Raw genomic sequence first — 20763 nt, 5'->3', positions numbered from 1 at the left:
CGCTTAATTAAGCTCCACCATCGCCTTGATGACTTTCGATTCCGGCTTAAGCCACGATTCGAAATGCCCGATCATCTCGGAGAAGCCTGCGCGATGCGTAATAAAGCTGTCCACATCTATGCTGCCTGACCTTACCGCCCCGATCACATTGTCGAAGTCCTCCTTCGTCGCGTTGCGGCTGCCTATCAGTGTCATCTCCCGCTTGTGAAATTCCGGATCATTGAAGGAAATATCCGCTTTCACTAATCCGACGTACACAAGCTTGCCTCCGTGCGCCACATAGCCGAACGCATCAGTCATCGATCTTGCGTTGCCTGTCGCATCGAAAACAACGGTCGGATATTCTCCATTGGTTAATTCAGACAGCCGTTCCTTCGACTGCTGCAGCGCATTAACCGAATCGTCGACCTTCGCCCATCCCCTACAGAACTGCAGACGCTCATCGTTAATATCCATCACGATAACCCTTGCGCCCCGATGCTTGGCAAAGGCCATCACACCGAGTCCGATCGGGCCCGCTCCTATGACAAGGGCGGTTTCTCCTGCACGGAGCTCCGATCTTCTTACCGCGTGCGCCCCGATGCTGAGCGGCTCGAGTACGGCCGATTGGTCCAGCGTAAGCCCGTCTGTTCTGATCAGATGGTCGGCAGGCACTGCGATCAACTCGCTCATCCCGCCATCGATATGCACGCCGAGCACCTTCATGTCGGTACAGCAGTTCGTTTTGCCATTGCGGCATGCGATGCAATGCCCGCACTCCATATAAGGAATCACACTCACCTGATCCCCTTTGCGCAAGCTTTGGACATTGTCGTGAACCTCTTCGATGATCCCCGCCAGCTCATGTCCCAGCACGCGCGGGTAGGAGAAAAAAGGCTGATTTCCTTTATAGGCATGCATATCCGTTCCGCATATTCCAATTCGCTTGATCCGCACCAAGGCTTCGCCTGGATTGATAGACGGCGCTTGGACTTCCTCCATGACCAAGCGGTCAGGCTCTTTACATATAATCGTTTTCATCAAGCACTCTCCTTTCTAGGACTGCTCCGAAGCAAGATTATACTCCGGCCTGCCGCTTATCCAGGTTTGATTATGAATCGGCGCGAGTATGCCCAGTACTTCCTTCAGCAGCTGCTCGTCGATCGGCCCTTCTGTCCACTCGATGTTCCGGCGGATGTTATCCGGGTTGGCCGAGCTGACCAAGGTTGTCGGTATTCTTTCATTTGCGGTCGAATACTGGATAGCCAGCTTGGCAATGTCTGTTCCACGCTCCGCGCAATACTCGGCGGCATGATGGCAGATCCGCTTGATCTCTTCCGAGGCCGGGTGCCACTCCGCAGGCTTCCTTAGGTTTAGCAGCCCCATAGAGAGCGGCGAAGCATTAATCAGCCCGACCCCGCGCTGCTCCAGCAGCGGAAGAAGATGAAGCAATGAATGATCGTTTAATGAGTAGTGGCAGTAGGACAGCACCACATCAAGCTCTTTATGGGCGAGCGCCTTTTCGAATAAGCCCAGCGGCAAGCCGGAAACGCCGAAAAACCGGATTTTCCCCTGCTGCTTTAATTTGTCGAGTGCCGGATACGCGCCGTGCAGCACCTGCTCGAACGGCACAAATTCAATATCATGCAGCAGCAGAATATCCAAGTAATCGGTTCCAAGCCGCTGCAGGCTTTCATCCACACTGCTTAAGATGCGCTGCTCCGAGAAATCAAAATCATCGGATCCGTAACGGCCGGCCTTTGAGGAGAGCAGTAACTTGTCACGCGGAAGTTCCCGGATCGCCTCGCCGAGCACGGTTTCAGCCTTGGTCAAGCCGTAAAACGGGGAAACATCGATGAGATTGATCCCTGCATCAACCGCCGTATGTACCGCCCGGATGCCTTCCTCCTTACTGATATCCCGGAATACGGAACCGAGTGCGGAGGCGCCATAGCTAAGCACGGAAACATCTAAGCCCGTCTTTCCAAGCTTTCTATATTTCATCAAAGCACTTCCTTTTATAATTTATAAAATGCCTTCGCATTGCCTCCAAATAAACGTCCGCGTTCCTCATCCGTCATGGACGCAGGCAGCGCTTCAAAGAGCACCTCCATCACTTGATCGTAGCTGGCCGCCATATTGCTGACCGGCCAATCGCTGCCGAACAGGATGCGGTCCGTGCCAAAGTGCCTGATAATATGCTGTATATATTCCGTAAATTGTTCCTTCTTCCAATGCTGATGATCGGCTTCCGTTACCATGCCGGAAAGCTTGCAATGCAATTTGGAATGCGCTGCCAAAGCTTGCATCTGGCTCTTCCATGGGTCCATGATGCCGTCCGCAATTCTTGGCTTTGCGATATGATCGATGACTCCCCTCAGGTTCGGCACCAAATCCAGCAGCTTAACGAGCGCATCCAATTGGCGGGAAACAACCAGCAGATCAACCGGTACATCCAATGCGGCAAAATAATGGACAGCCTCCACAAAATGCGGCCGCAGGATGTCCTGCTCGTCCGCCATTTCCTGAATCATGATGCGAAAGCCCAGAAACTTCGGATGCCGGCTGAACCGCTCGTAGTGTATCCGATAAGCCGGATCGTTCAGATCGAGCCAACCGACAACGCCGGCAATCGTATCATCGGCTGTGCTAAGCGATAGGAGGTATTCCGTTTCTTCCAATGTTGGCGCAGCTTGAACTACGATCGTCTTATCAATTTGATGCTTCTTCAGATGCGGCAGCAGATCTGCCGGCAAATAGTTGCGATAGAGGACCGGCTGTTCGGGAGATAGCCAGCCATAATCGCCACGGTCGATCTTCCAATAGTGCTGGTGTCCGTCAATACGCAATGCAGGCTCCCTCCTAACCGTTCGTAATAACGCCTTTCTTCAATATAATATTCGCATATAGAGCGCTCTCGCCTGTTGCCACGATTGCGTAAGCTTGCTTTGATCTGTCATAGAACTCGAATCGCTCGACCATCTCGAATACCTCTTCGGGTCCGCCATGGCGCGAAATGATGTGTTGATATTCCTTCCAGATTGGCGTCTCCACCTTGTCTCCGGGAACCACTCCCATCAATGCCGCAGGCTTCGCCACATATTGATCCAGTGGGAACAACTGCATAATGGCATCAAGAAGCTCGGGGATGGGATGTCCGTCACAGCGTACTATCCGCTGTGCCATGCTTGCCGCCGGGAAATTGGCGTCTGATAACACAATCTCGTCACCATGCCCCATTTCCATCAAAATTTTTAATAGCTCCGGTGAAATGATCTTTGGGATTCCTTTTAACATCGTTATCGCTCCCTTCTAATTTCACAACCTCACAACCTCATTTTAACGGCAATCACTGATAATGAAATGCTTTATTCTTGCAGATTTATACCTTATTTTGATATTTGGATGGATGTACTACCTCTCGATCTTAGCGTATACATGGGTCAACTTAAAAAAGCAGGAGAGCCCGCTGCTGCGGACTCCCCTTAATTCTATATAGCCTATTATTAGTTATTATTTCCCGAGCAGATCCAAATGGCGTCCGATATGGGAGGATAAGGACTGGTCATACTGCTCCTCCTGCTCGATTAAGGTGCGGAAGAATTCTTCCTTAAATAAAGAGCCGCCTTCGGCGTTTCTGGCTTGCAGCAAAATACCGTACGTGATGTGAATCAACTGGCGGGCGTTATCTTCATTCATATAATCAGGCAGGTCTGCATCGGATACTTCCGACAACGGCTTGATCTTGGAAATGTCAGTTGTGACATGATAGTAGACCGTCGCTTCTTCGAAGTGCTCCAGCGCATACTGATGCATCGCACGGTACAGCCCCGGGTTAACTTTCGCAACGGTACGTACCGCCTCCAGCCAGTTGGTTCCCGCTGTCTTCACGTGGAAGCGTCCGCTGGTGTACTTGCCCACGAGTGGAAATACGCTGAATTTATCACTGCCGGAGTGGATGCTCAGCTTGTAACCGAAATGATCGGCGATCGCCGCGTGCAGCTTAAGCTCTTTTTCGAACTGGGCGATATCGCCGATATAGTCGATCCCTTTTTGGAATTCGCCGCAGAAACGGGGTGCCATGCTGAAAATGTCCACCTGGCGGTCATACAGCTCTTTGGCAACGAAATAATGGGATTCCGGCGCTGTCGGCGTCATCGTCTCGTCGATTGAAATTTCAAAATCGATTTCTCTGCCGGCGTTTTTAATAAACGTATCGTAAATATGCAGCATATACCCTACGGCTGCGTCATAGATCAACACGTTCTTCATCAGGCTGAGTTCGTTGAAGAAAACCGTCTCTGTCCCGATTGCAAAGGATTTGTTCACATATTTCGATTCATAATGGCTTCTTTTTTCTTCCGGCAGCAGGCCGTACTTTGCCTTTAACTCCGCTTCGCTAAGCCCTTCAATGCTGTTGTCGATATGCTCCGAGCAGTCCAGCGTCAACATCGTGAAGCCCAGCTCCAAGGACATCTGGATATCCTGCTCCAGCTTCAGATGATCGCCGTCTGCCCCGAAGCCGTCTTTGTAGCCCTCTTGAAATACAGCGAAGCAAGCCGCGTCGATGACTTGGCGGTAGTCGCGTCCTGTCAGTGCCAGCTCCCGGATGCTTTGCTGCGCCAGGACCGGCTTCACATCTCTGCCGCGGATCGTCTGGATATGGCCCGGGCTGGCCAGTCCAAGACGGTCGCCAAGTCCGAAGGTGGATATTTTCTTGCCGAACGCTTTCGGTACGGTGTAATCAAAATACCGATTCAGCACCAGACGGTTCTCATGCGTCAATGGGCATAATTTGTAGCCGTCCTGCTCCGTTCCTTGAAGCGTTTCGTACAGTTCTCCGCTGCCGCTGGCCAGCAGCTTCTTCTCGATGCCTTCCCGCACCATGACCAGCTTTGTATTTCCATTCTCGGAATAGGATTTCTCGTATACCTTTACTTCCTGTCCCTGAGGAACTGCCTTGCCTTCGGTAGCCATCGTCTGTGCAATCGCTGCGATCGAACTCATCATTATCCACACCTCTCATTAGTAATTAATTGAATGACCATTGACATATCAGTATTAAAATTTAATAACAACGTTGTTATTTTTGATAAAAAGAAGCTGCTTGGTGATAGACTACTACTTCACCAAGCGTTCAGCTTCTTTGTTCAACCCTCTGTTCATGCTGCCGCTTTGATAGCCCAGCAAATCCGCCGTCACATATTGAAATCCATAGGAGACCAGCCTGCTGCCAATCTCCTGATTTCGTTCCAGCAGCGCGCCGATTTCTTCGGGATACACTTCGATTCTGGCAATTACCCCGTGCACGCGGACGCGTACCTGCTTGAAGCCCAGGGAGCGCAGATAAGCTTCAGCCAGCTCGATCCGATTCAGCTTGTCTCCTGTAATCTGCTCTCCATACGCGACTCTGGAGGACAAGCAGGCAAAGGACGGCTTCTCCCAAGTGGACAGGCCAAGCTCGCGGGAAGCATCGCGGATCTCGGCTTTCGTCCAGCCCGCTTCCTGCAGCGGCCCTCTTACACCCAGCTCCTTGGCGGCCTGCACGCCGGGTCGGTGCTCATTCATGTCATCGGCAATTAGGCCGTAAATGATCCCGCCGCCGCCCCGCTGCTGCACGATGGGAAGCAGCACTTCGAATAAATTCTTTTTGCAGAAATAACAGCGGTTTGGCGTATTCTCCGAATATCCCGGAATGTTCAGCTCGCTCGTTTCAACCACTCGATGCGTCACTCCAAGCTCCTGTGCCAGCCGTTTTGCTTCTTCCAGCTCAGTTGAAGGATACGTTTCCGAATCAGCCGTAACGGCGAGCACCTTCTCCTTGCCGAGCGTATCGAGAGCGACCTTCAACAAAAACGTGCTGTCAACGCCGCCGGAGAAGGCGACAACAACGTCATCCAGCTCCAGCAGAATCCCTCTTAACTGTTCCATCTTGCTCATTGTCATCTAGATCACACCTTCGGCCGATATTTTCATGGACCCATCCGAGTTATGGAAACCACCTGTTTTTAACTACTCATTCTACCCCCGAGGCTGAAAACGCACGATCTCTGTAAATTGGCCTTTGAGCTGCTCATAAACCTGCTGGTATAAAGGAAGCAGTTGCCGGTAACGTTCATGGGTAACCGGATTCGGCACATAACGGACGCCTTCACGTTCATCACCGAACGAGGTGAGCGTGTCAACTTCGCCAAGCGCATATAATCCAAGTCTGGCCGCACCAAGGCCTGAGCTGTCCACAACCTTCGGTATGAGAACCGTCATGCCGAAGATGTCCGCCATCATCTGGCACCACAGAGCGGATCTCGCGAAGCCTCCCGAAGCGATAATCTCTTCGCCGGGACCGCTCATTTGCTGCAACAGCTCTTTAATCACCGCCAGTTGGAACATGACGCCTTCCAGTGCGGCGCGCAGCATATGAGCTTTGGTATGGGAAAGGGACAGTCCGAAGAATACGCCGCGTGCATCCGCATTCCAGAATGGCGCACGTTCACCGGTAAGCAGCGGCAGAAACAGCAGTCCGTCCGCGCCAGGATCAATCTTCTCCGCTTCCTTCAGCAGAACTTCATAGGGATCCTGGCCATTGCTTTTGCAAGTCTCCGACTCCATGGCGTACAGCTGTTCAATCACCCACTGCAGTACGATCGCACCATTATTGGAAGCTCCGCCGATTACCCAATGATCCTCCGTAAGAGCATAACAGAACAGCCGCCCCTTCGAATCGAGCGCAGGCCGGGGAACGACCGTACGGATCGCGCCGCTTGTTCCGATGCTCACCGCCATATGACGGGCATCAAGCACGCCTGCACCCAGATTGGCTAACACGCCATCGGATGCCCCCACGACAACAGGGGTGTCCGGTGACAGACCCATGAAATCCGCATACCCATCATGAATGCCAGTCATACAGTGTGTGGTTGGAACCGTCGTCGACAGCTGCTGCTCGCTAATTCCCGCTATGGCGAGCGCCTTGTCGTCCCACTGCAAGGATTCCAGATTGAAAAGTCCCGTAGCGCTTGCCAAAGAGTAATCGATGACATACGTTCCGAACAGCTTATAGAATATATACTCTTTGATGCCAATAAATTTATGGGCGGACTGATAAGCCTTGATTCCCTGCTCTTTCATCCACGCCAGCTTCACCAAAGGAGACATCGGATGGATCGGCGTACCTGTAGCATGGTAGACTTCCAATCCTTCTTCCCCCTGAAGCAGTTGCTCTGCAGCCTTCTGGCTTCGCGAATCCGCCCAAGTAATCATACGCGTGAGGAGCGCATTGTTCTCGTCAACGGCGATTAAGCTGTGCATAGCGGCACTGAACGAGACGCACACGATATCTTCCTTGGATACGTCCGGGGAAGCCATAACCTGCCGGATGCCTTGCAGCACCGCCTGGACAATCTCGTCCGGCTCCTGCTCGGCAATTTCCGGCGATGGCGTATGCAGTGGATAACCCACCGTATGGGATGAGACTACCTGTCCTTCCCGGTCAAGCAGCAGCGTCTTCGTGCTGGTCGTTCCGATGTCAACGGCAATAATCCGGTTCTTTTGCGGTTTCACTGTACTCACTTGTCCAAATATCCTTCCTCATCAAAGGTCCAGTCATAGGGCTCCGATAATATTTCGATTTGGGGATGGCGTCTGGCTTCCTCCAATAGCGTTTCCGAGATTTCAATTTCTCCCAGGTGAAGGGTGTCGCGGAAGCGGATCAAACGGCAGGTTGTGTAATCCAAAATGTTGCATGTTTTTACAGCCGCCTTAATCGCTTCCCTGTCGCTTGGCAGGGTGGTCGCCTGTTTGGTTGGCGCACATACCGTCGAGGTCAAGCCGTTCGCATAAGTCGAAGGCCAATCCGCTTTGTCCACCAGCCGTTGCGTCGTAAAATCCGCGGTTCCAACGCCATTGGCATTGCCCTTGGATTCTTTCGTCAGATCAAGCACGACGATTTTGGATACCTCGGGTCCTCCATGGGCATAAGGCGTAGGATACCGACCGACGACATTCGGATCAAAGCCGTCCCCGCTGATGTTTTTGCCGATGTAATCGATGACCAGCACATCAAGCTGGGAGAACAGTATTTTAGGCAGCCTCTCCTTCGCTTCCGCCAGCAGCCCCTGCTCCTTCGCTTCCATTTCTTCTACGCCGAGCACTTCTATCTTATAGATTTGGTCATAGGCATTCTCAACCACTCCGACCCCGAATACGATCGGCAGCTTGTCGATCATCACCTTGGCCATGGCCGGAACATTCTCCGCCATATATTTAAAGCCGAGCTGATGGCAAGCCTCTGCGCCTTTTTGCTTCCCTAATCCGATCGATATCATCTTCAGCAGGCCGCTCTCGATCGGTCCGCGAAACGCAGTATGCGGTTTGATCCGGTTGATGACGATAATCGCATCGGCTTCCGTTGCCGATATCCGGTCCACATAAACAGGAAGCCCATTCGGCAGATGGTCAAGCAGGATGACATCCATGGAAGACCGCACCGGCGCGCCCATTCTAGCTTCGTCGATGCCAAGATGGGCCAGCACCTCGGCCTGCCCTTCTCCTGTCGCTCCGCCATGGCTGCCCATGCAGGGAACGATAAAGGGCTCCGCGCCGGCTGCTTTTAATTCATCGATGACCGTCTTGGTCAATTCGTCGATCCTTGAGATCCCTCTGCTTCCGACCGCCACGGCTACGCGTTGGCCGCTGCGGATCTTGCTGATCTGGCCGCTGACATGCAGTTTCTCCTTGAGTTCTCCAAGCGGATCATTCAGCTTCGTGCCATCAAACTTCTGACGGATCTTGACCATCCGGGGTACCGGAATATCCGCCAATAACTGGCGCAGCAAATCACTCATATCGTCATCGCTCCAAATCCGCCGTCCACACGAATCAACGCGCCCGTGACAAAAGACGATGCTTTCGACGACGCCAGATAAACGACTGTTCCCTGAAGCTCTTCCGGATCACCGAATCTGCCCATCGGCGTATGGCCCATAATCGACTGCACCCGTTCCTCCGACAGAATCTTGCGGTTTTGCTCCGCCGGGAAAAATCCCGGGATAATTGCATTCACGCGAATCCGGTTCGGCGCGAACTCCCGCGCCAGAAACTTCGTGATGCTGTTTACGCCTGCCTTGGATGCGGAATACGTAAACACCTTCGATAACGGCGGGTCGGATGAAACGGAAGAAATATTAATGATGGAACCGCCCTGTCCCTGCTCGATCATAAACTTGCCGAAGATTTGGCTGGCCAGCACAACGCTCTTCAGATTCACGTCCATGATCCGGTCCCATTCTTCCATGCTGATATCAAAGAACGGCGTCGCGCTGTTCGTGCCGGAGCAGTTCAACAGCGTATCCACACGGCCGCTCCAAGCCAGCACCTGAGAAAGCACAGCCTGCAAATCCTCCGCCTTTGTCGCATCGGCGGCAAAGCAAGCGGCGCTGCCTCCCTTCTCCTCGATGCGCTTCTTCACTTCATTGGCTTTCTCCATATTTCTGCCGACAATGGCCACTTGGGATCCTCCAGCTGCAAGCGCTTCCGCCATGGCGCCGCCTAACACGCCGTTTCCTCCGATGACGACCGATGTCGTGCCTGACAAATCAAACATACTCATTCCTTGCACGTCCCTTCAACAAAATGGCATCCTATTTGCATGAATCATAATCAATGTAGTAGCAACGTTATTATTTTACACATTAAAATGAATAACAACGTTGTTATCTTGATTTTATTTGATATATAATAAAGTTGTCAATGACAGTTTTACTCGGGGGTTTATGATGACAGTTACAATCAAAGATATCGCCCAGCAAGCAGGCGTCAGCTTCTCGACGGTCTCCAAAGCGCTTCGGAACAGCCCTCTCGTACAGGAGAGCACCAAGCGGAAAATACTGCTGCTCGCAGAGGAAATGGGTTACCGGCCCAATACTGCGGCACAACGGCTCGTCTCCAAAAAAAGCTGGGCCATCGGTGTCGTCTGGCCGAGCGTGGAGAGGGTCACCCCTTCCATACTAATTACACTAATTAATGAAGAACTTGAAAAATATAATTACACTACGCTGCTCTCGATGAACAAGATCGAATCGGCGATCGACGTGTTCAACCGGTTCCAGCCCGATGCGATTCTCATCTTCTATGACCGGGATCAATCCTTCATCGAGCAGATGCCTTATCAGACCAATATTCCGATTCTTTATTACGGGATATCAGGGTTAACGCCTTATCCGACCATCGATGTCCTGCGCGGCAAGGCCATTCGCCTGGCTGTAAAACACTTGACCGGGCTTGGCCATCGTCGCATCGCCTATTTAGGCGACATGGCCCACTCCGATCTGCTGCAGAAGGAGAAAATCGCCGCTTATGAAGAAGAAATGAAATCCCTGGACTTGCTGCCGGGCATCGTCCCGATTCAAAGCATGGAATCACATGACGGTTATGTCGCGGCGATCAAGCTACTAGCCTCCGGCAAGCGCCCGACAGCGATCATCAGCGGCAGCTATGACCTGACCAGAGGGATTATCCGGGCAGCAGCCGAGCTAAAACTGGACATTCCAAAACAGCTCTCGATCGTAAGTTATGATCATATTCCGCAAATGGCCGAGTTGGAGCTGCCGATTACGACGGTCGGCGTGGAGGTTGCGGAGATTGCCAGAAGGACGGCCGAGCTGCTCGTACAGCTTGCCTCCAAGGAACCGGATGCCGGCATCGATGATCACATCCGGTTGGAGCCGGTGTTAACGGAGCGCGCCTCCACCTGCCGGGCTGATGAGGGCGATATGGGGAGCGAAACATGAATCCAATCCGGAAAACATTCAACTCCAGCAGCATCTTCCCGTTCGATCTCGCCTACCGGGACACAAAAAGCTCGCAAAGCGAGCTTCCGGATCATCTGCATGATTGGCATGAATTAGTGTATATCTACAGCGGCAAAGGCGTATTTTTCATCGATCAAACCTTATACGATATGGAACAGGGGAATTTGTTCCTAATTCCGGGCAATACGATTCACCGCGCATTTCCCGATCGCGATACGCCCGTAACATCGACCGCCGTCTTCTTTAGTCCGATACTGATCGGGCAAAATTCGCTGGGCGATGCGTTTTCCTACCTGGATCCCTTCGCGAAAAGCAGCAAACGAAAGAGCTACAAGCTCGAATGCTCCGTCTCGTTTCAACAGCGGTCACAGCTGCTGCTTGATGATATCCATGAGGAGATGCAAGCCAAAAAATACGGATACCGCAATGCGATCATACTCGGCCTGCAGCGCTTTTTGCTCGAGCTGTCCCGGGAATTGCAGCCTAACGATCCGCCGGATACCCGTCCATCGACTTCAGGGCCCCTATGGATGAGGGAAATTCTTGTATATATCGATGCGCATATCGCCAGTAACATCGGCTTATCCGCGCTGGCCCGCAGAGCTTCCGTGAGCCCGGCGCACTTTAGCCGCGTATTCAAGCAGCTGACAGGAATGAATGTCACCGAATATATGACAACAAAGCGGATTATTCATGCCATGGAGCTGCTGCTCGAAACCGATCACAACGTGAGTTATATTGCGTCCATGTGCGGCTTCGAAAGCCTGCCGCATTTTCACCGCGTCTTCAAAAAAATAGCCGGCATCACGCCGGCAGCTTACAAATCCAAAACACATATTATGCCCTGATCACGGGAATCCCGCGTTCCTCCAGCCCGTTCATGACCTCCTGTGAAGCTCTGCGGTCCGTAATGATCGTGCCGACTTGATTCAGATCGGCAACATGGGTAAACGCCTGCACGCCGAACTTGCTCGCATCGGCAAGCAGGATCACTTCGTCGGCCATGCCGATCATTTTCTGCTTCACGCGGGCCTGCAGCTCGTTGGATTCGCTGATTCCCCGCTCCAGGTGAACGCCCTTGCAGGAGAGGAACACTTTATCCACATGATAAGCGTCCAGCGACCGTTCCGCAAGCGGCCCAACATAGGACAGCGAGCGTGATGCCAGTTGCCCCCCGGTGGAAATAACCTCCACCTTTTCCTTCCCGCTGAGCTCCATGGCGACCTTAATCGAGTTGGTCAGCACAGTAAGCGGAATGTCAGGCAGATTGGAAGCCATATACCATGCGGTGGAGCTTGCATCGAGCAAAATGCGGTCCTTCGGCTGAATGAGCTTGATCGCTTCTTCAGCGATCCGCCTTTTCTCCTCCGCATGGGTAATTTCCCGTTCAAAGTAGGGTATTTCCGGCTGCTGGTCCTTGATGCTGACTGCCCCGCCATGTGACCGGCGCAGACGGCCCGCCTGCTCCAATCGATCCAGATCCCGCCGGATCGTCTCCTCCGTCACCTGGCACAGCTCACTCAGCTCAGATACCCGAATGCTTCCATTCTCATTGACCAGCTGTACAATTTTTTCGTATCGCTCCGCAACCAGCATACCCTACCTCTTTTCAACTCATTATTCTGAAAGGCCGGCGATAGACAGAAAACGTCCATACGCCTCTTCCCACGCCTGCAGTTGCGCAGGCTCATAGATTGTAACCGGGAACGATTCGCGAATCACTTTGCGCGCTTCCCAGATGTCCGAGAACATGCCCTGCGAGATCCACTGCACGGCGAGATTGCCGATCGCGCTGCCCTCAGCCGGGCCTGCCCATACGGGCTTGCCGATCGCATTCGCCGTCCATTGGCACAGCAGTTCATTCTGAATGCCGCCGCCAACCATATGCAATCCGTTAAATTGCTTGCCCGACAGACGTTCTGTCAATAACAGCACATAACGGTATTTAAGAGCTAAGCTTTCCAATATGCAGCGAACAATCTCACCCGGTTGTTCAGGCGGCTGCTGCCCGGTCTGTATGCAGTATTGGCGGATACGCGGACGCATATCCCCAGGATGCAGAAACAAAGGATCATCCGGATCGATGAACGCTCCGAATGCCGGCGCTTGCTGCGCCAACTTTACTAATTCGGGGAAGGAGTACGAAATTCCTGCTCTGTCCCACTCCCGTTTCATTTCCTGAAGAATCCACAGGCCCATAATGTTTTTCAACAGGCGGTAGCTGTGGCCCACACCGCCTTCATTGGTGAAATTGAGCTGCAGCGCCAGCTCGCTCATCACCGGTTCATCGACTTCCGTGCCCATAAGCGACCACGTGCCGCAGCTCAAATAGGCAAAAGAACGATCCAACGCCGGCACAGCGGCAACAGCTGAACCCGTATCATGCTCCGCGACGGCTATGACGGGAACAGCTCCGATTCCGAGTTCATCGCTCACCGATGGAAGCAGCTCACCCGCATATGTCCCGGAATATACTACACGGCCAAACAGCGAGCTTGGAAGCTCAAGCCTGGCAAGCAGTTCCGCATCCCAACCGCCGGTCCTCGGATTATACAGCTGCGTTGTCGTTGCATTGGAGAATTCGTTCATCATTTCCCCGGTAAGAAAATAACGCAGCAGATCGGGAATCATCAGGAAGCGGTCGGCTTCCCTGAAGATGGCCGGATTGCTCTGCCGATGAGCAGCCAATTGAAATATCGTGTTGAACTGCAGAAACTGGATGCCCGTCCTGCCGAAAATGTCCGCACGCGGAATCGTCCGGAATACCTTCTCCATCATCCCGTCCGTATGCTGGTCACGGTAATGATAAGGATTACTAAGCAGCTCGCCGTTTCTGCCGATCAGACCGTAGTCCACCGCCCAGGAATCGATTGCCATACTCTGCAGCTTGACGCCTTTGTGCTTGGCCTGCAGCAGGCCCTGCTTGATTTCGTGATACAACCGCAGGATATCCCAATGCAGGCGATTGCCTACCTTGACCGGATCATTGGGAAACCGGTGAAGCTCCTCGACCTCGATCTTCCGGTCCGACAAGCGGCCGAGCAGCGCGCGACCGCTGCTCGCTCCCAAATCGAATGCAAGGATGCTCACCAGCTCGCACCGCCCTTGCCTCGGGCCAGGATCTCCTTTGGATAACCGCTGCTCAGATAAGCCTTCATCGGGTCAAGCGGCAGCCCCTGCTCTTCGCGGATTGCGTGCAGCAGCGGCGTCACGTCGAATTCGAACGCCCTGCGGACCGCATCCTCAGCGGCAAGCACATCATTGTTCCGCTGCGCTTCTTCCACTTCCGCGTGGTTGATCAGCAGCGCCTTGGCGTATTGGGTCTGCACGTTCAATACCGAACGGAGCATGGCCGGAATTTTCTGCTCGATGTTGTGCGATTGGTCGATCATGTAAGCGATGTTATCCACGTTCTCGCGCACCGCCGGATCGGCATCCTGGCCTGCGCTCAGAATCTGATAGAAAATCAAGAAAAGTTCGTAAGGGTTCGTAGAACCGACGATAAGATCGTCGTCCGCATACTTGCGGCTGTTGAAGTGGAAGCCGCCAAGCCGCTTCTCGTCAATCAGATAAGCGACGATATGCTCGATGTTCGCTCCCTGCAGATGATGTCCGGTATCCACGAGCACTTCGGCTTGAGGGCCCAGCTTTAATGCCTGATTATACGCCATTCCCCAATCCGCCAGATCGGTATGGTAGAAGGCCGGTTCGAAGCATTTATATTCGATCAGCATACGCATGTGCGGAGTCATCGCTTTATACATTTCCGCGAGCGCTTCATGCATCCATGCTTTGCGCTTGCGGATGTCGCCCTGTCCCGGATAGTTGGTGCCGTCTGCAAACCAGAGGCTGAGATCGCGGGAGCCTGTTTCCTTGGCGATATCCACGCACTCGAGCAGATGGTCGGTCGCTTTGCGGCGGATCGCCGGATCTGCATTTGTCACACTGCCCAGCATGTAATCCTCTTCTTGGAACAGGTTCGGATTGACTGCACCGATCGATAAGCCCAAGCTTTCGGCATGGCTGCGGAATTTACTGTAGTCCTCCACCTTATCCCACGGAATATGGATCGCTACCGATGGACAGAGTCCTGTCAGGGCGTGCACCTGTGCGGCATCCTCGAACTTCTCGAATGGATTGCGGGGTACGCCCACCTTTTGGAATACCTTGAACCTTGTTCCCGAATCTCCGTAGCCCCAGGAGGGAGTCTCGATTTTGAGCGCTTTCAAACTCTTTTTCACTTGCTCCAGATTGATGCCTCTTGCCTGCTGCTGTTCTTCAAATAATTGATATGCGCGGTCCGTCATGCTCTACACCCTTTCCGGATTGTCATTATTTAATGGGAAAAGCCATCGTTGACATCAATGCGTTCTCCGCTTGGGTGGCATCCAAACGGCTGTACTGCACAACAATCGGGATATCGCTGATGACTTCTATGGCGTAGGGCACACCGATCGGTATCGGCGCCCCGTTCTTCATTAATGAGCTGGTTCGGATATGTCTGGTTCGTCTGGGCGGTACGGTTACGAGAATATCTTCCATCGGCTCGCGGTCCTCAAAGAAAATCGTAAACTTCAGCAGCGCCTCCTCGGAGGAACGGTTCAATACGCAGACCGATTCATGACTAGTCAACATGCCCGAGCTTACTTCCGGAATGTAGCCGTCCGGAATGAACCAATGCTTTTCCCCTTTTCCCTGATACATCCGCTATCAACCCTCTCTTATCTTGTAAATGCCGCCGGTACGCCGCCGTCGACGGTCAACATGCAGCCCGTCGTTTTTTCCGATTTGGATGAAGCGAAGAATGCAATGCCTTCGGCAATATCCTTCGGATAAATGTTCACCAGCAGCGTAGTCCGTTTGCGGTAGTACTCTTCCAGCTGATCCGGCTCAATACCGTAAGCAGCCGCCCGCTCGTTCCGCCAGCCTGAATTCCAGATTGCTGAGCCCTGCAGAATCGCATCCGGCAGAATCGTGTTCACGCGAATGCCGTATTCTCCGCCTTCGGCTGCAATACACCGCGCCAGATGGGCCTCCAATGCTTTGGCCGCGCTGTATGCGGTCGCGTTCTTGCCGGCATAGATCGAGTTCTTCGAGCCGACAAATACCATGTTGCCGCCGATGCCCTGCTGCTTCATCAGCTTGAAGGCTTCGCGGGCGACCAGGAAGTAGCCGGTGCCGAGCACGTTGATATTCAAATTCCATTCCTTCAATGACGTTTCATCGAACGGGCTTGAAGTGGCAAGGCCCGCATTGTTGACGATCGTATCTACGCCGCCGTAGGCAAGCGCCGATTCCGCATATGCCGCTGCTACATCCTCTTCCTTCGTTACATCCATTTTAACCGCAATGGCACGACTCTCGCCGTACTTTTCGTTAATTTCGGCAGCAACCTTCTGTGCGCCCTCCAGATTAAGATCCGCGAGCACCACATGCGCGCCCTCCGATACAAGACGGCGTGCTGTTTCGCTGCCGATTCCGCCGGCTCCGCCCGTAATGAACGCCACCTTGCGGGAGAATTCAGCCTCAGCCGGGGCAAGCGACAATTTGTACAGCTCAAGCGGCCAGTACTCCACATTGTAGGATTCATTCTCGCTCAGCGAGACGAATCGCCCCAATGCCGAAGCGCCTCTCATGACCGCAATCGCGCGATGGTATAATGCGCCGCTTACTCTGGACATCGCCCAGCTTTTACCGGTATTGATCATGCCGACGCCCGGGATCAGAATGACGCGCGGCGCCGCTTCGAACATGACGTCGCCTTCATTTTTGTTGCGTTCGAAGTAAGCTTTATATTGTTCTTTATATGCGGCAATGCCTTCCTTCAGCTTTGCTTTCAACCCTTCGATATTCTCTTCATTCGGCTCCCAATCGATATAAAGCGGGACGACCTTCGTATGTACCAAGTGATCCGGGCATGCCGCACCGACCTGGGAAAGCTCCGCTGCATCCCTGCCGCCTACGAACTGCAGCACGTCTGCCTCATCGTCAAAAGTGAGGATCATTTTCTTCGCGTCGCTAACCGCGCCGCGTACGGTCGGCATCACCTCGGCTGCAATCGTTCTGCGGGTCTCTGCCGGCAATGCTTCATATTTTACGCCGCCGAACAGCTTATCTTCATTAACGCGCGACTCTATGAAGCTCTCAGCTTCACTAATAATAGCAATCGTCTTCGCATAACAAGCTTCAGAGGTCTCACCCCATGTTACCAGTCCGTGCTTCTCCATCAGCACGAGCTCCGCATTCGGGTTGGCAAGGACGCCTTCGGCAATCATTTTGGAGAGTGTGAAGCCTGGACGGACATACGGCACCCAGACAAAACGCTCCCCGAAAATGTCACGGGCGATTTCTTTCCCGTTGTCCGCACAGCACAAGCTGATAATCGCATCCGGATGCGTATGATCCACATGCTTGAACGGCAGGAACGCATGCAGCAGCGTTTCGATCGAAGCGCGCGGATGCTTGGCATCGATCATACAGTTCGCCAAGTAAGCGACCATCTCTTCATCCGGCATCTCGCTGCGTTCGAACAAGGGCCTGATATCGTCCATGCGCAATCCTGTGAAGTTGCCCGCTTTCATTGTCGCCAGGTCGGAGCCGCTGCCTTTTACGTACATCACTTCCACATCGCGGCCGCGAAAATCCTTCACAATTGTTTTGCTCGATGTATTGCCTCCGCCCCAGTTGCATACACGGCGATCCGTACCAATAAGATTAGACCGGTAAACAAGCTCATCAAGCCCGCCCTGCAGCTCAGCTGCTTTGGATGTATCCCACAAACTTTGTACCATGATTGTACCTCCGAATTGTTTTGTTTATATGCTTTTTATGTTTTTTTCATTTTATCATCTTTGTTTATCTTTGAATAGCTTTATTTTTATCGGAAACAAACAAAAACAAACAACAAAAAAAACGGTCAGACAGCTGCCCACCAGCATACGTCCATACCGTTCTTCGTTACCGTGCCCTATGCACTATGCGACCAACACTCAAAACAATGCCTCGCCTTCTGCGGTGTACCAATCCCCGTTGACACTCCTATACATGGCTTGACGGTCGCAGATAAAACATTTGATCCGATGCAGCTCGAGCAGCTGCTCTTCCTTGACTAACTGCTTGACCTCGCAGCAGGTATACACGACAAAAAACGTTGCCAGATTCGTTTCGTTCAACCTGACCTTCAAGCCCATCGCCTCCTTAGCCGTTATCCGGTTGCAATTATAAGCGCCTAAAAGAGTGATTGCATCTGCTTCATACAATATATGTTTTAATCATACCATTGTATGCTTGGGGGTTCCATGCTGGTTTGCATTAGCATATTCCAGGAAACTGGAGCTGGTTATTTATTCTGCAAAGGGTTACGTGTAAGAAAGCGTGCATATTCGATCGGCTTACTATAAGAGTGATCTTGAAACGGCGGACCCGCCATCATTATCCGCTTTGGTTCAAAGAGCGTGGAGGAAGGGTAATCAAACAATAGCGAATACCACCTGCGAAAAGAGACGATTTAGTCAGTTGCCGGAAAGCGAGGGCTGCGTTATTTTAAAACTGTTGACCTTACGGATTAGAGAAACCATCTGGCTTACTCCTGCTGTCTACTGCCTGCTATCCTTTATGCTGGCGATTGGGGTCATTTTGGCCGATACGCACTATGCTGAGTATACAAAGGAGCTTGTGCCTTCTTTCCTATTGGTAAAAATCGGGTTGGGGCAAATGATTTTAGGCGTCATCGCCGGCTCGCTGCTGACCATGATCACGATTACGTTCTCCACGATAATGGTGGTTTTGACGACCTACTCCTCCCAATTTTCCCCCCGGACGCTGCCTAATTTCATAACGAACAGAATAACGATGCAAGTGCTTGGAATTTTCATGGGGGGATTTGTTTACTCCATCTTCTCTTTACTATTCATGAGGGAGGGTTATTCGCAAGATGTAATTTCGGCGACAGTCGGTGTCGTTGTCGCTTTTATATGCCTTTCGTTCTTCGCCTATTTTATTCATCATGTGGCGACCTCCATTCAAGTGTCCAATTTGATTGAAGAGCTCGCGGAAGATGCGATTCAAACCATGAACAAAAGCGAAAGAACTGCTTCTGCCGATTGTACAGCCGATATTACCTTTGAAAAGCCCGATCTGAAGGTGAACAGCCTGCTGATGACGCATGCCAGAAGCCGAAGCATCGGTTATATCCAATATATCGATTATTCGAAAATGGTAGCCGCAGCGGAGCAGCACGATTTAGTGATTGAAATGAATCAACCGATCGGCGCTTTCGTTACACCTTCGAAGCCTCTGTTAACGATTTATCACAATAATGATGAAGTCAATTTGGACACTGATTCTTTCATCCAGGTGGGGAGAGAGCGCACAACGTTGCAGGATGTTGAATTTGGTCTGCAGAAAATCGTGGAGATCACGCTGCGCGCCATTTCTCCCGGTATAAACGATCCGAATACGGCTGTAGCCTGTATTCTTCGCTTAGGTACGATTTTGGCAAAGGTTTGCAAAGAGGACGGCAGCTATCTCATCTATCGAAATAAAAAGGGCCGGGTGAGATTAATCGGGCGTCATCATAGTGTAGAGCAGCTTTTGTATTCAACGTTTTACCAGATATGCCATTATGGGCGAAAGGACATTTCCATTTTATTGGCTGTCTACGATGCGATTATATTGGTCGCTGAAGAAAACGCGGATAATATAAGGCAAAAAGTGCTGGCGTTCAGCCAGTATGTGGAGAAGGCGTTCGACCAAAGCGTTCTTCAAGCCTTGGATTTTGAACGCATTGTTGAAAAGAAGCGCCAATTGATGGCGACCGCAAGTCAACATACATAGGGATCCGAAAGATGAGGCGGCTCTTGCAAACCAGAAGACGATGTTTTAATGCTCTTGCGATCAGCAGACTACCCCTTAGTAATAAAATTATTCAATTCCACTACTACCTCTACCTTCGCTTTACCACTATTTGTGATACGGTTCACCTTACTCCCTCTAACGGCGAAAAAGGCACTCGCATGGAGTGCCTTACTTTATTTTTGAAGTATCGATAATAATGCCGCCTGTTTTCATAAAGTCAAAATAGTTTAAAGTAATAAAGCATTTCTTTGTAATGGGAATGCTTTTTATTTTTGTCTATAATCAAAAGGATATATTTATAACAATAATAATGTATTTTTTTACGATTATAATTTATTGTATTTCGATAAATTTTGTGTTAGGATCACATCAACAATACATAAGTGAGGTGCTCTTTATGAAACGAGGAACAACATTGTTTTTAAAGATAGCTGTTTTTCTTATTGGAACGCCAGTTCTTGCTTTGTGTATATTTGGGTTGCCTTGGGTAGCTAATAATCCAGCAAATTCACAATATGCCCATATACTATATCCCATTTTAATAGGTATGTATGTATCAGCGATACCGTTTTACATTGCATTGTATCAGGCTTTTAGACTTTTAAGTTATATTGACAAGAACAAAGCTTTCTCACAAATTTCTATTAAAGCTTTAAAGAATATCAAATACTGTGCAATCACAATCAGTACCTTGTATGTGGTCATAATGCCATTCGTTTATCTCATAGCTGAGAAAGACGATGCCCCAGGCCTCATAATAATCGGAATGGTCCCTATCTTTGCTTCAATGGTCATCGCAGTATTCGCTGCTGTTCTTCAAAGACTTTTACAAGAAGCGATTAATATTAAATCAGAAAATGATTTAACGGTCTGAGGTGAAAACAATGGCGATGATAATCAATATTGATGTGATGTTGGCTAAAAGGAAAATGAGCGTTACAGAGCTTTCGGAGAAGGTTGGAATAACGATGGCTAATCTTTCTATATTGAAAAATGGAAAGGCAAAAGCGATTCGATTATCCACCTTAGAGGCGATTTGTAAAGCTTTAGAATGTCAGCCTGGAGATATTTTGGAATACAAAAGTGATGAAGACACCCAGGGTTCAAACTTATAAAAGGG

20 protein-coding genes are annotated in these 20763 nt (G+C 51.3%); 5 read left to right on the top strand and 15 right to left on the bottom strand.

Going from position 1 to position 20763, the window contains the following annotated elements; genetic code table 11:
• Positions 1 to 3: 3 nt before the first annotated feature.
• The 9 genes from IEW11_RS06035 to IEW11_RS05995 all read right to left on the bottom strand — a co-directional run bounded on the left by IEW11_RS06035 (position 4) and on the right by IEW11_RS05995 (position 9586).
• The gene (locus IEW11_RS06035) at positions 4 to 1020 is read right to left on the bottom strand and encodes a zinc-binding alcohol dehydrogenase family protein (RefSeq protein ID WP_188529939.1); all 1017 of its coding nucleotides are present in this window, start codon (positions 1018 to 1020) and stop codon (positions 4 to 6) included.
• A gap of 15 nt (positions 1021 to 1035) precedes the next feature.
• Complete coding sequence (locus IEW11_RS06030) at positions 1036 to 1983, bottom strand: aldo/keto reductase (protein WP_188529937.1); 948 nt, start codon at positions 1981 to 1983, stop codon at positions 1036 to 1038.
• 14 nt (positions 1984 to 1997) lie between these two features.
• Entirely contained in the window at positions 1998 to 2828 is an 831-nt protein-coding gene (locus tag IEW11_RS06025; RefSeq protein WP_188529936.1) for an amidohydrolase family protein, read from the bottom strand.
• A 13-nt stretch (positions 2829 to 2841) separates the two neighbouring features.
• The gene (gene fucU / locus IEW11_RS06020; RefSeq protein WP_188529934.1) at positions 2842 to 3276 is read right to left on the bottom strand and encodes an L-fucose mutarotase; all 435 of its coding nucleotides are present in this window, start codon (positions 3274 to 3276) and stop codon (positions 2842 to 2844) included.
• 216 nt (positions 3277 to 3492) lie between these two features.
• Positions 3493 to 4956 carry a tagaturonate epimerase family protein gene (locus tag IEW11_RS06015; protein ID WP_229724989.1) on the bottom strand — a complete coding sequence of 488 codons (1464 nt, stop codon included), beginning with the start codon at positions 4954 to 4956 and terminating at the stop codon, positions 3493 to 3495.
• A gap of 144 nt (positions 4957 to 5100) precedes the next feature.
• On the bottom strand, positions 5101 to 5925 hold the full coding sequence (gene larE / locus IEW11_RS06010) for an ATP-dependent sacrificial sulfur transferase LarE (protein WP_188529930.1): 825 nt from the start codon (positions 5923 to 5925) through the stop codon (positions 5101 to 5103).
• Positions 5926 to 6000: 75 nt separating this feature from the next.
• A complete protein-coding gene (locus IEW11_RS06005) occupies positions 6001 to 7518 on the bottom strand; it encodes a gluconokinase (RefSeq protein WP_188530231.1) in 1518 nt (505 codons plus the stop codon).
• Between the two features lie 26 nt (positions 7519 to 7544).
• Complete coding sequence (locus IEW11_RS06000; protein WP_188529928.1) at positions 7545 to 8822, bottom strand: nickel pincer cofactor-dependent isomerase, group 22; 1278 nt, start codon at positions 8820 to 8822, stop codon at positions 7545 to 7547.
• The gene (locus IEW11_RS05995) at positions 8819 to 9586 is read right to left on the bottom strand and encodes an SDR family oxidoreductase (protein WP_188529926.1); all 768 of its coding nucleotides are present in this window, start codon (positions 9584 to 9586) and stop codon (positions 8819 to 8821) included. The genes IEW11_RS06000 and IEW11_RS05995 overlap by 4 nt, the downstream gene beginning before the upstream one ends.
• Positions 9587 to 9752: 166 nt before the next feature.
• Here IEW11_RS05995 and IEW11_RS05990 point away from each other — a divergent pair, with 166 nt between their 5' ends.
• Positions 9753 to 10766 (top strand): LacI family DNA-binding transcriptional regulator, encoded by a 1014-nt coding sequence (locus IEW11_RS05990; RefSeq protein ID WP_188529924.1) that lies wholly within the window; start codon positions 9753 to 9755, stop codon positions 10764 to 10766.
• Positions 10763 to 11635 carry an AraC family transcriptional regulator gene (locus tag IEW11_RS05985; RefSeq protein WP_188529922.1) on the top strand — a complete coding sequence of 291 codons (873 nt, stop codon included), beginning with the start codon at positions 10763 to 10765 and terminating at the stop codon, positions 11633 to 11635. The genes IEW11_RS05990 and IEW11_RS05985 overlap by 4 nt, the downstream gene beginning before the upstream one ends.
• On the opposite strand, the gene IEW11_RS05980 is transcribed toward IEW11_RS05985, so the two are convergent.
• From IEW11_RS05980 to IEW11_RS05955, 6 genes are all read right to left on the bottom strand, one after another.
• Entirely contained in the window at positions 11625 to 12383 is a 759-nt protein-coding gene (locus IEW11_RS05980; protein WP_188529920.1) for a DeoR/GlpR family DNA-binding transcription regulator, read from the bottom strand. The genes IEW11_RS05985 and IEW11_RS05980 overlap by 11 nt on opposite strands.
• Before the next feature lie 21 nt (positions 12384 to 12404).
• Positions 12405 to 13877 (bottom strand): rhamnulokinase, encoded by a 1473-nt coding sequence (locus IEW11_RS05975; protein ID WP_188529918.1) that lies wholly within the window; start codon positions 13875 to 13877, stop codon positions 12405 to 12407.
• Positions 13874 to 15094, bottom strand: coding sequence for an L-rhamnose isomerase (gene rhaI, locus IEW11_RS05970; RefSeq protein WP_188529916.1), 1221 nt, complete (start codon positions 15092 to 15094; stop codon positions 13874 to 13876). Before rhaI ends, IEW11_RS05975 begins: the two co-directional genes overlap by 4 nt.
• A gap of 25 nt (positions 15095 to 15119) precedes the next feature.
• Positions 15120 to 15491, bottom strand: coding sequence for a sensory rhodopsin transducer (locus IEW11_RS05965; protein WP_188529914.1), 372 nt, complete (start codon positions 15489 to 15491; stop codon positions 15120 to 15122).
• A 17-nt stretch (positions 15492 to 15508) separates the two neighbouring features.
• Entirely contained in the window at positions 15509 to 17578 is a 2070-nt protein-coding gene (locus IEW11_RS05960) for a bifunctional aldolase/short-chain dehydrogenase (protein ID WP_188529912.1), read from the bottom strand.
• 198 nt (positions 17579 to 17776) lie between these two features.
• Complete coding sequence (locus IEW11_RS05955) at positions 17777 to 17971, bottom strand: hypothetical protein (RefSeq protein ID WP_188529910.1); 195 nt, start codon at positions 17969 to 17971, stop codon at positions 17777 to 17779.
• Between the two features lie 331 nt (positions 17972 to 18302).
• On the opposite strand from IEW11_RS05955, the gene IEW11_RS05950 reads away from it, so the two are divergent.
• The 3 genes from IEW11_RS05950 to IEW11_RS05940 all read left to right on the top strand — a co-directional run bounded on the left by IEW11_RS05950 (position 18303) and on the right by IEW11_RS05940 (position 20758).
• Positions 18303 to 19622, top strand: coding sequence for a DUF2254 domain-containing protein (locus tag IEW11_RS05950; protein ID WP_188529908.1), 1320 nt, complete (start codon positions 18303 to 18305; stop codon positions 19620 to 19622).
• A 418-nt stretch (positions 19623 to 20040) separates the two neighbouring features.
• The gene (locus tag IEW11_RS05945; RefSeq protein ID WP_188529906.1) at positions 20041 to 20517 is read left to right on the top strand and encodes a DUF2975 domain-containing protein; all 477 of its coding nucleotides are present in this window, start codon (positions 20041 to 20043) and stop codon (positions 20515 to 20517) included.
• A 10-nt stretch (positions 20518 to 20527) separates the two neighbouring features.
• Positions 20528 to 20758, top strand: coding sequence for a helix-turn-helix domain-containing protein (locus IEW11_RS05940; protein WP_188529904.1), 231 nt, complete (start codon positions 20528 to 20530; stop codon positions 20756 to 20758).
• The last annotated feature ends 5 nt before the right edge of the window (positions 20759 to 20763 follow it).

This window comes from Paenibacillus abyssi, assembly GCF_014640295.1.
GTDB lineage: Bacteria > Bacillota > Bacilli > Paenibacillales > Paenibacillaceae > Paenibacillus_D > Paenibacillus_D abyssi.
Note: the sequence above shows the minus strand (reverse complement) of the source record. Positions and strands in the feature narration are given on the sequence as shown.

Bases quoted from the DNA above. Each gene is read 5' to 3' on its own strand.
- IEW11_RS06035 (WP_188529939.1), bottom strand. From the start codon at position 1,020: ATGAAAACGATTATATGTAAAGAGCCTGACCGCTTGGTCATGGAGGAA.
- IEW11_RS06030 (WP_188529937.1), bottom strand. From the start codon at position 1,983: ATGAAATATAGAAAGCTTGGAAAGACGGGCTTAGATGTTTCCGTGCTT.
- fucU (WP_188529934.1), bottom strand. From the start codon at position 3,276: ATGTTAAAAGGAATCCCAAAGATCATTTCACCGGAGCTATTAAAAATT.
- IEW11_RS06015 (WP_229724989.1), bottom strand. From the start codon at position 4,956: ATGGCTACCGAAGGCAAGGCAGTTCCTCAGGGACAGGAAGTAAAGGTA.
- larE (WP_188529930.1), bottom strand. From the start codon at position 5,925: ATGACAATGAGCAAGATGGAACAGTTAAGAGGGATTCTGCTGGAGCTG.
- IEW11_RS06000 (WP_188529928.1), bottom strand. From the start codon at position 8,822: ATGAGTGATTTGCTGCGCCAGTTATTGGCGGATATTCCGGTACCCCGG.
- IEW11_RS05995 (WP_188529926.1), bottom strand. From the start codon at position 9,586: ATGAGTATGTTTGATTTGTCAGGCACGACATCGGTCGTCATCGGAGGA.
- IEW11_RS05990 (WP_188529924.1), top strand. From the start codon at position 9,753: ATGACAGTTACAATCAAAGATATCGCCCAGCAAGCAGGCGTCAGCTTC.
- IEW11_RS05985 (WP_188529922.1), top strand. From the start codon at position 10,763: ATGAATCCAATCCGGAAAACATTCAACTCCAGCAGCATCTTCCCGTTC.
- IEW11_RS05980 (WP_188529920.1), bottom strand. From the start codon at position 12,383: ATGCTGGTTGCGGAGCGATACGAAAAAATTGTACAGCTGGTCAATGAG.
- rhaI (WP_188529916.1), bottom strand. From the start codon at position 15,094: ATGACGGACCGCGCATATCAATTATTTGAAGAACAGCAGCAGGCAAGA.
- IEW11_RS05965 (WP_188529914.1), bottom strand. From the start codon at position 15,491: ATGTATCAGGGAAAAGGGGAAAAGCATTGGTTCATTCCGGACGGCTAC.
- IEW11_RS05960 (WP_188529912.1), bottom strand. From the start codon at position 17,578: ATGGTACAAAGTTTGTGGGATACATCCAAAGCAGCTGAGCTGCAGGGC.
- IEW11_RS05945 (WP_188529906.1), top strand. From the start codon at position 20,041: ATGAAACGAGGAACAACATTGTTTTTAAAGATAGCTGTTTTTCTTATT.
- IEW11_RS05940 (WP_188529904.1), top strand. From the start codon at position 20,528: ATGGCGATGATAATCAATATTGATGTGATGTTGGCTAAAAGGAAAATG.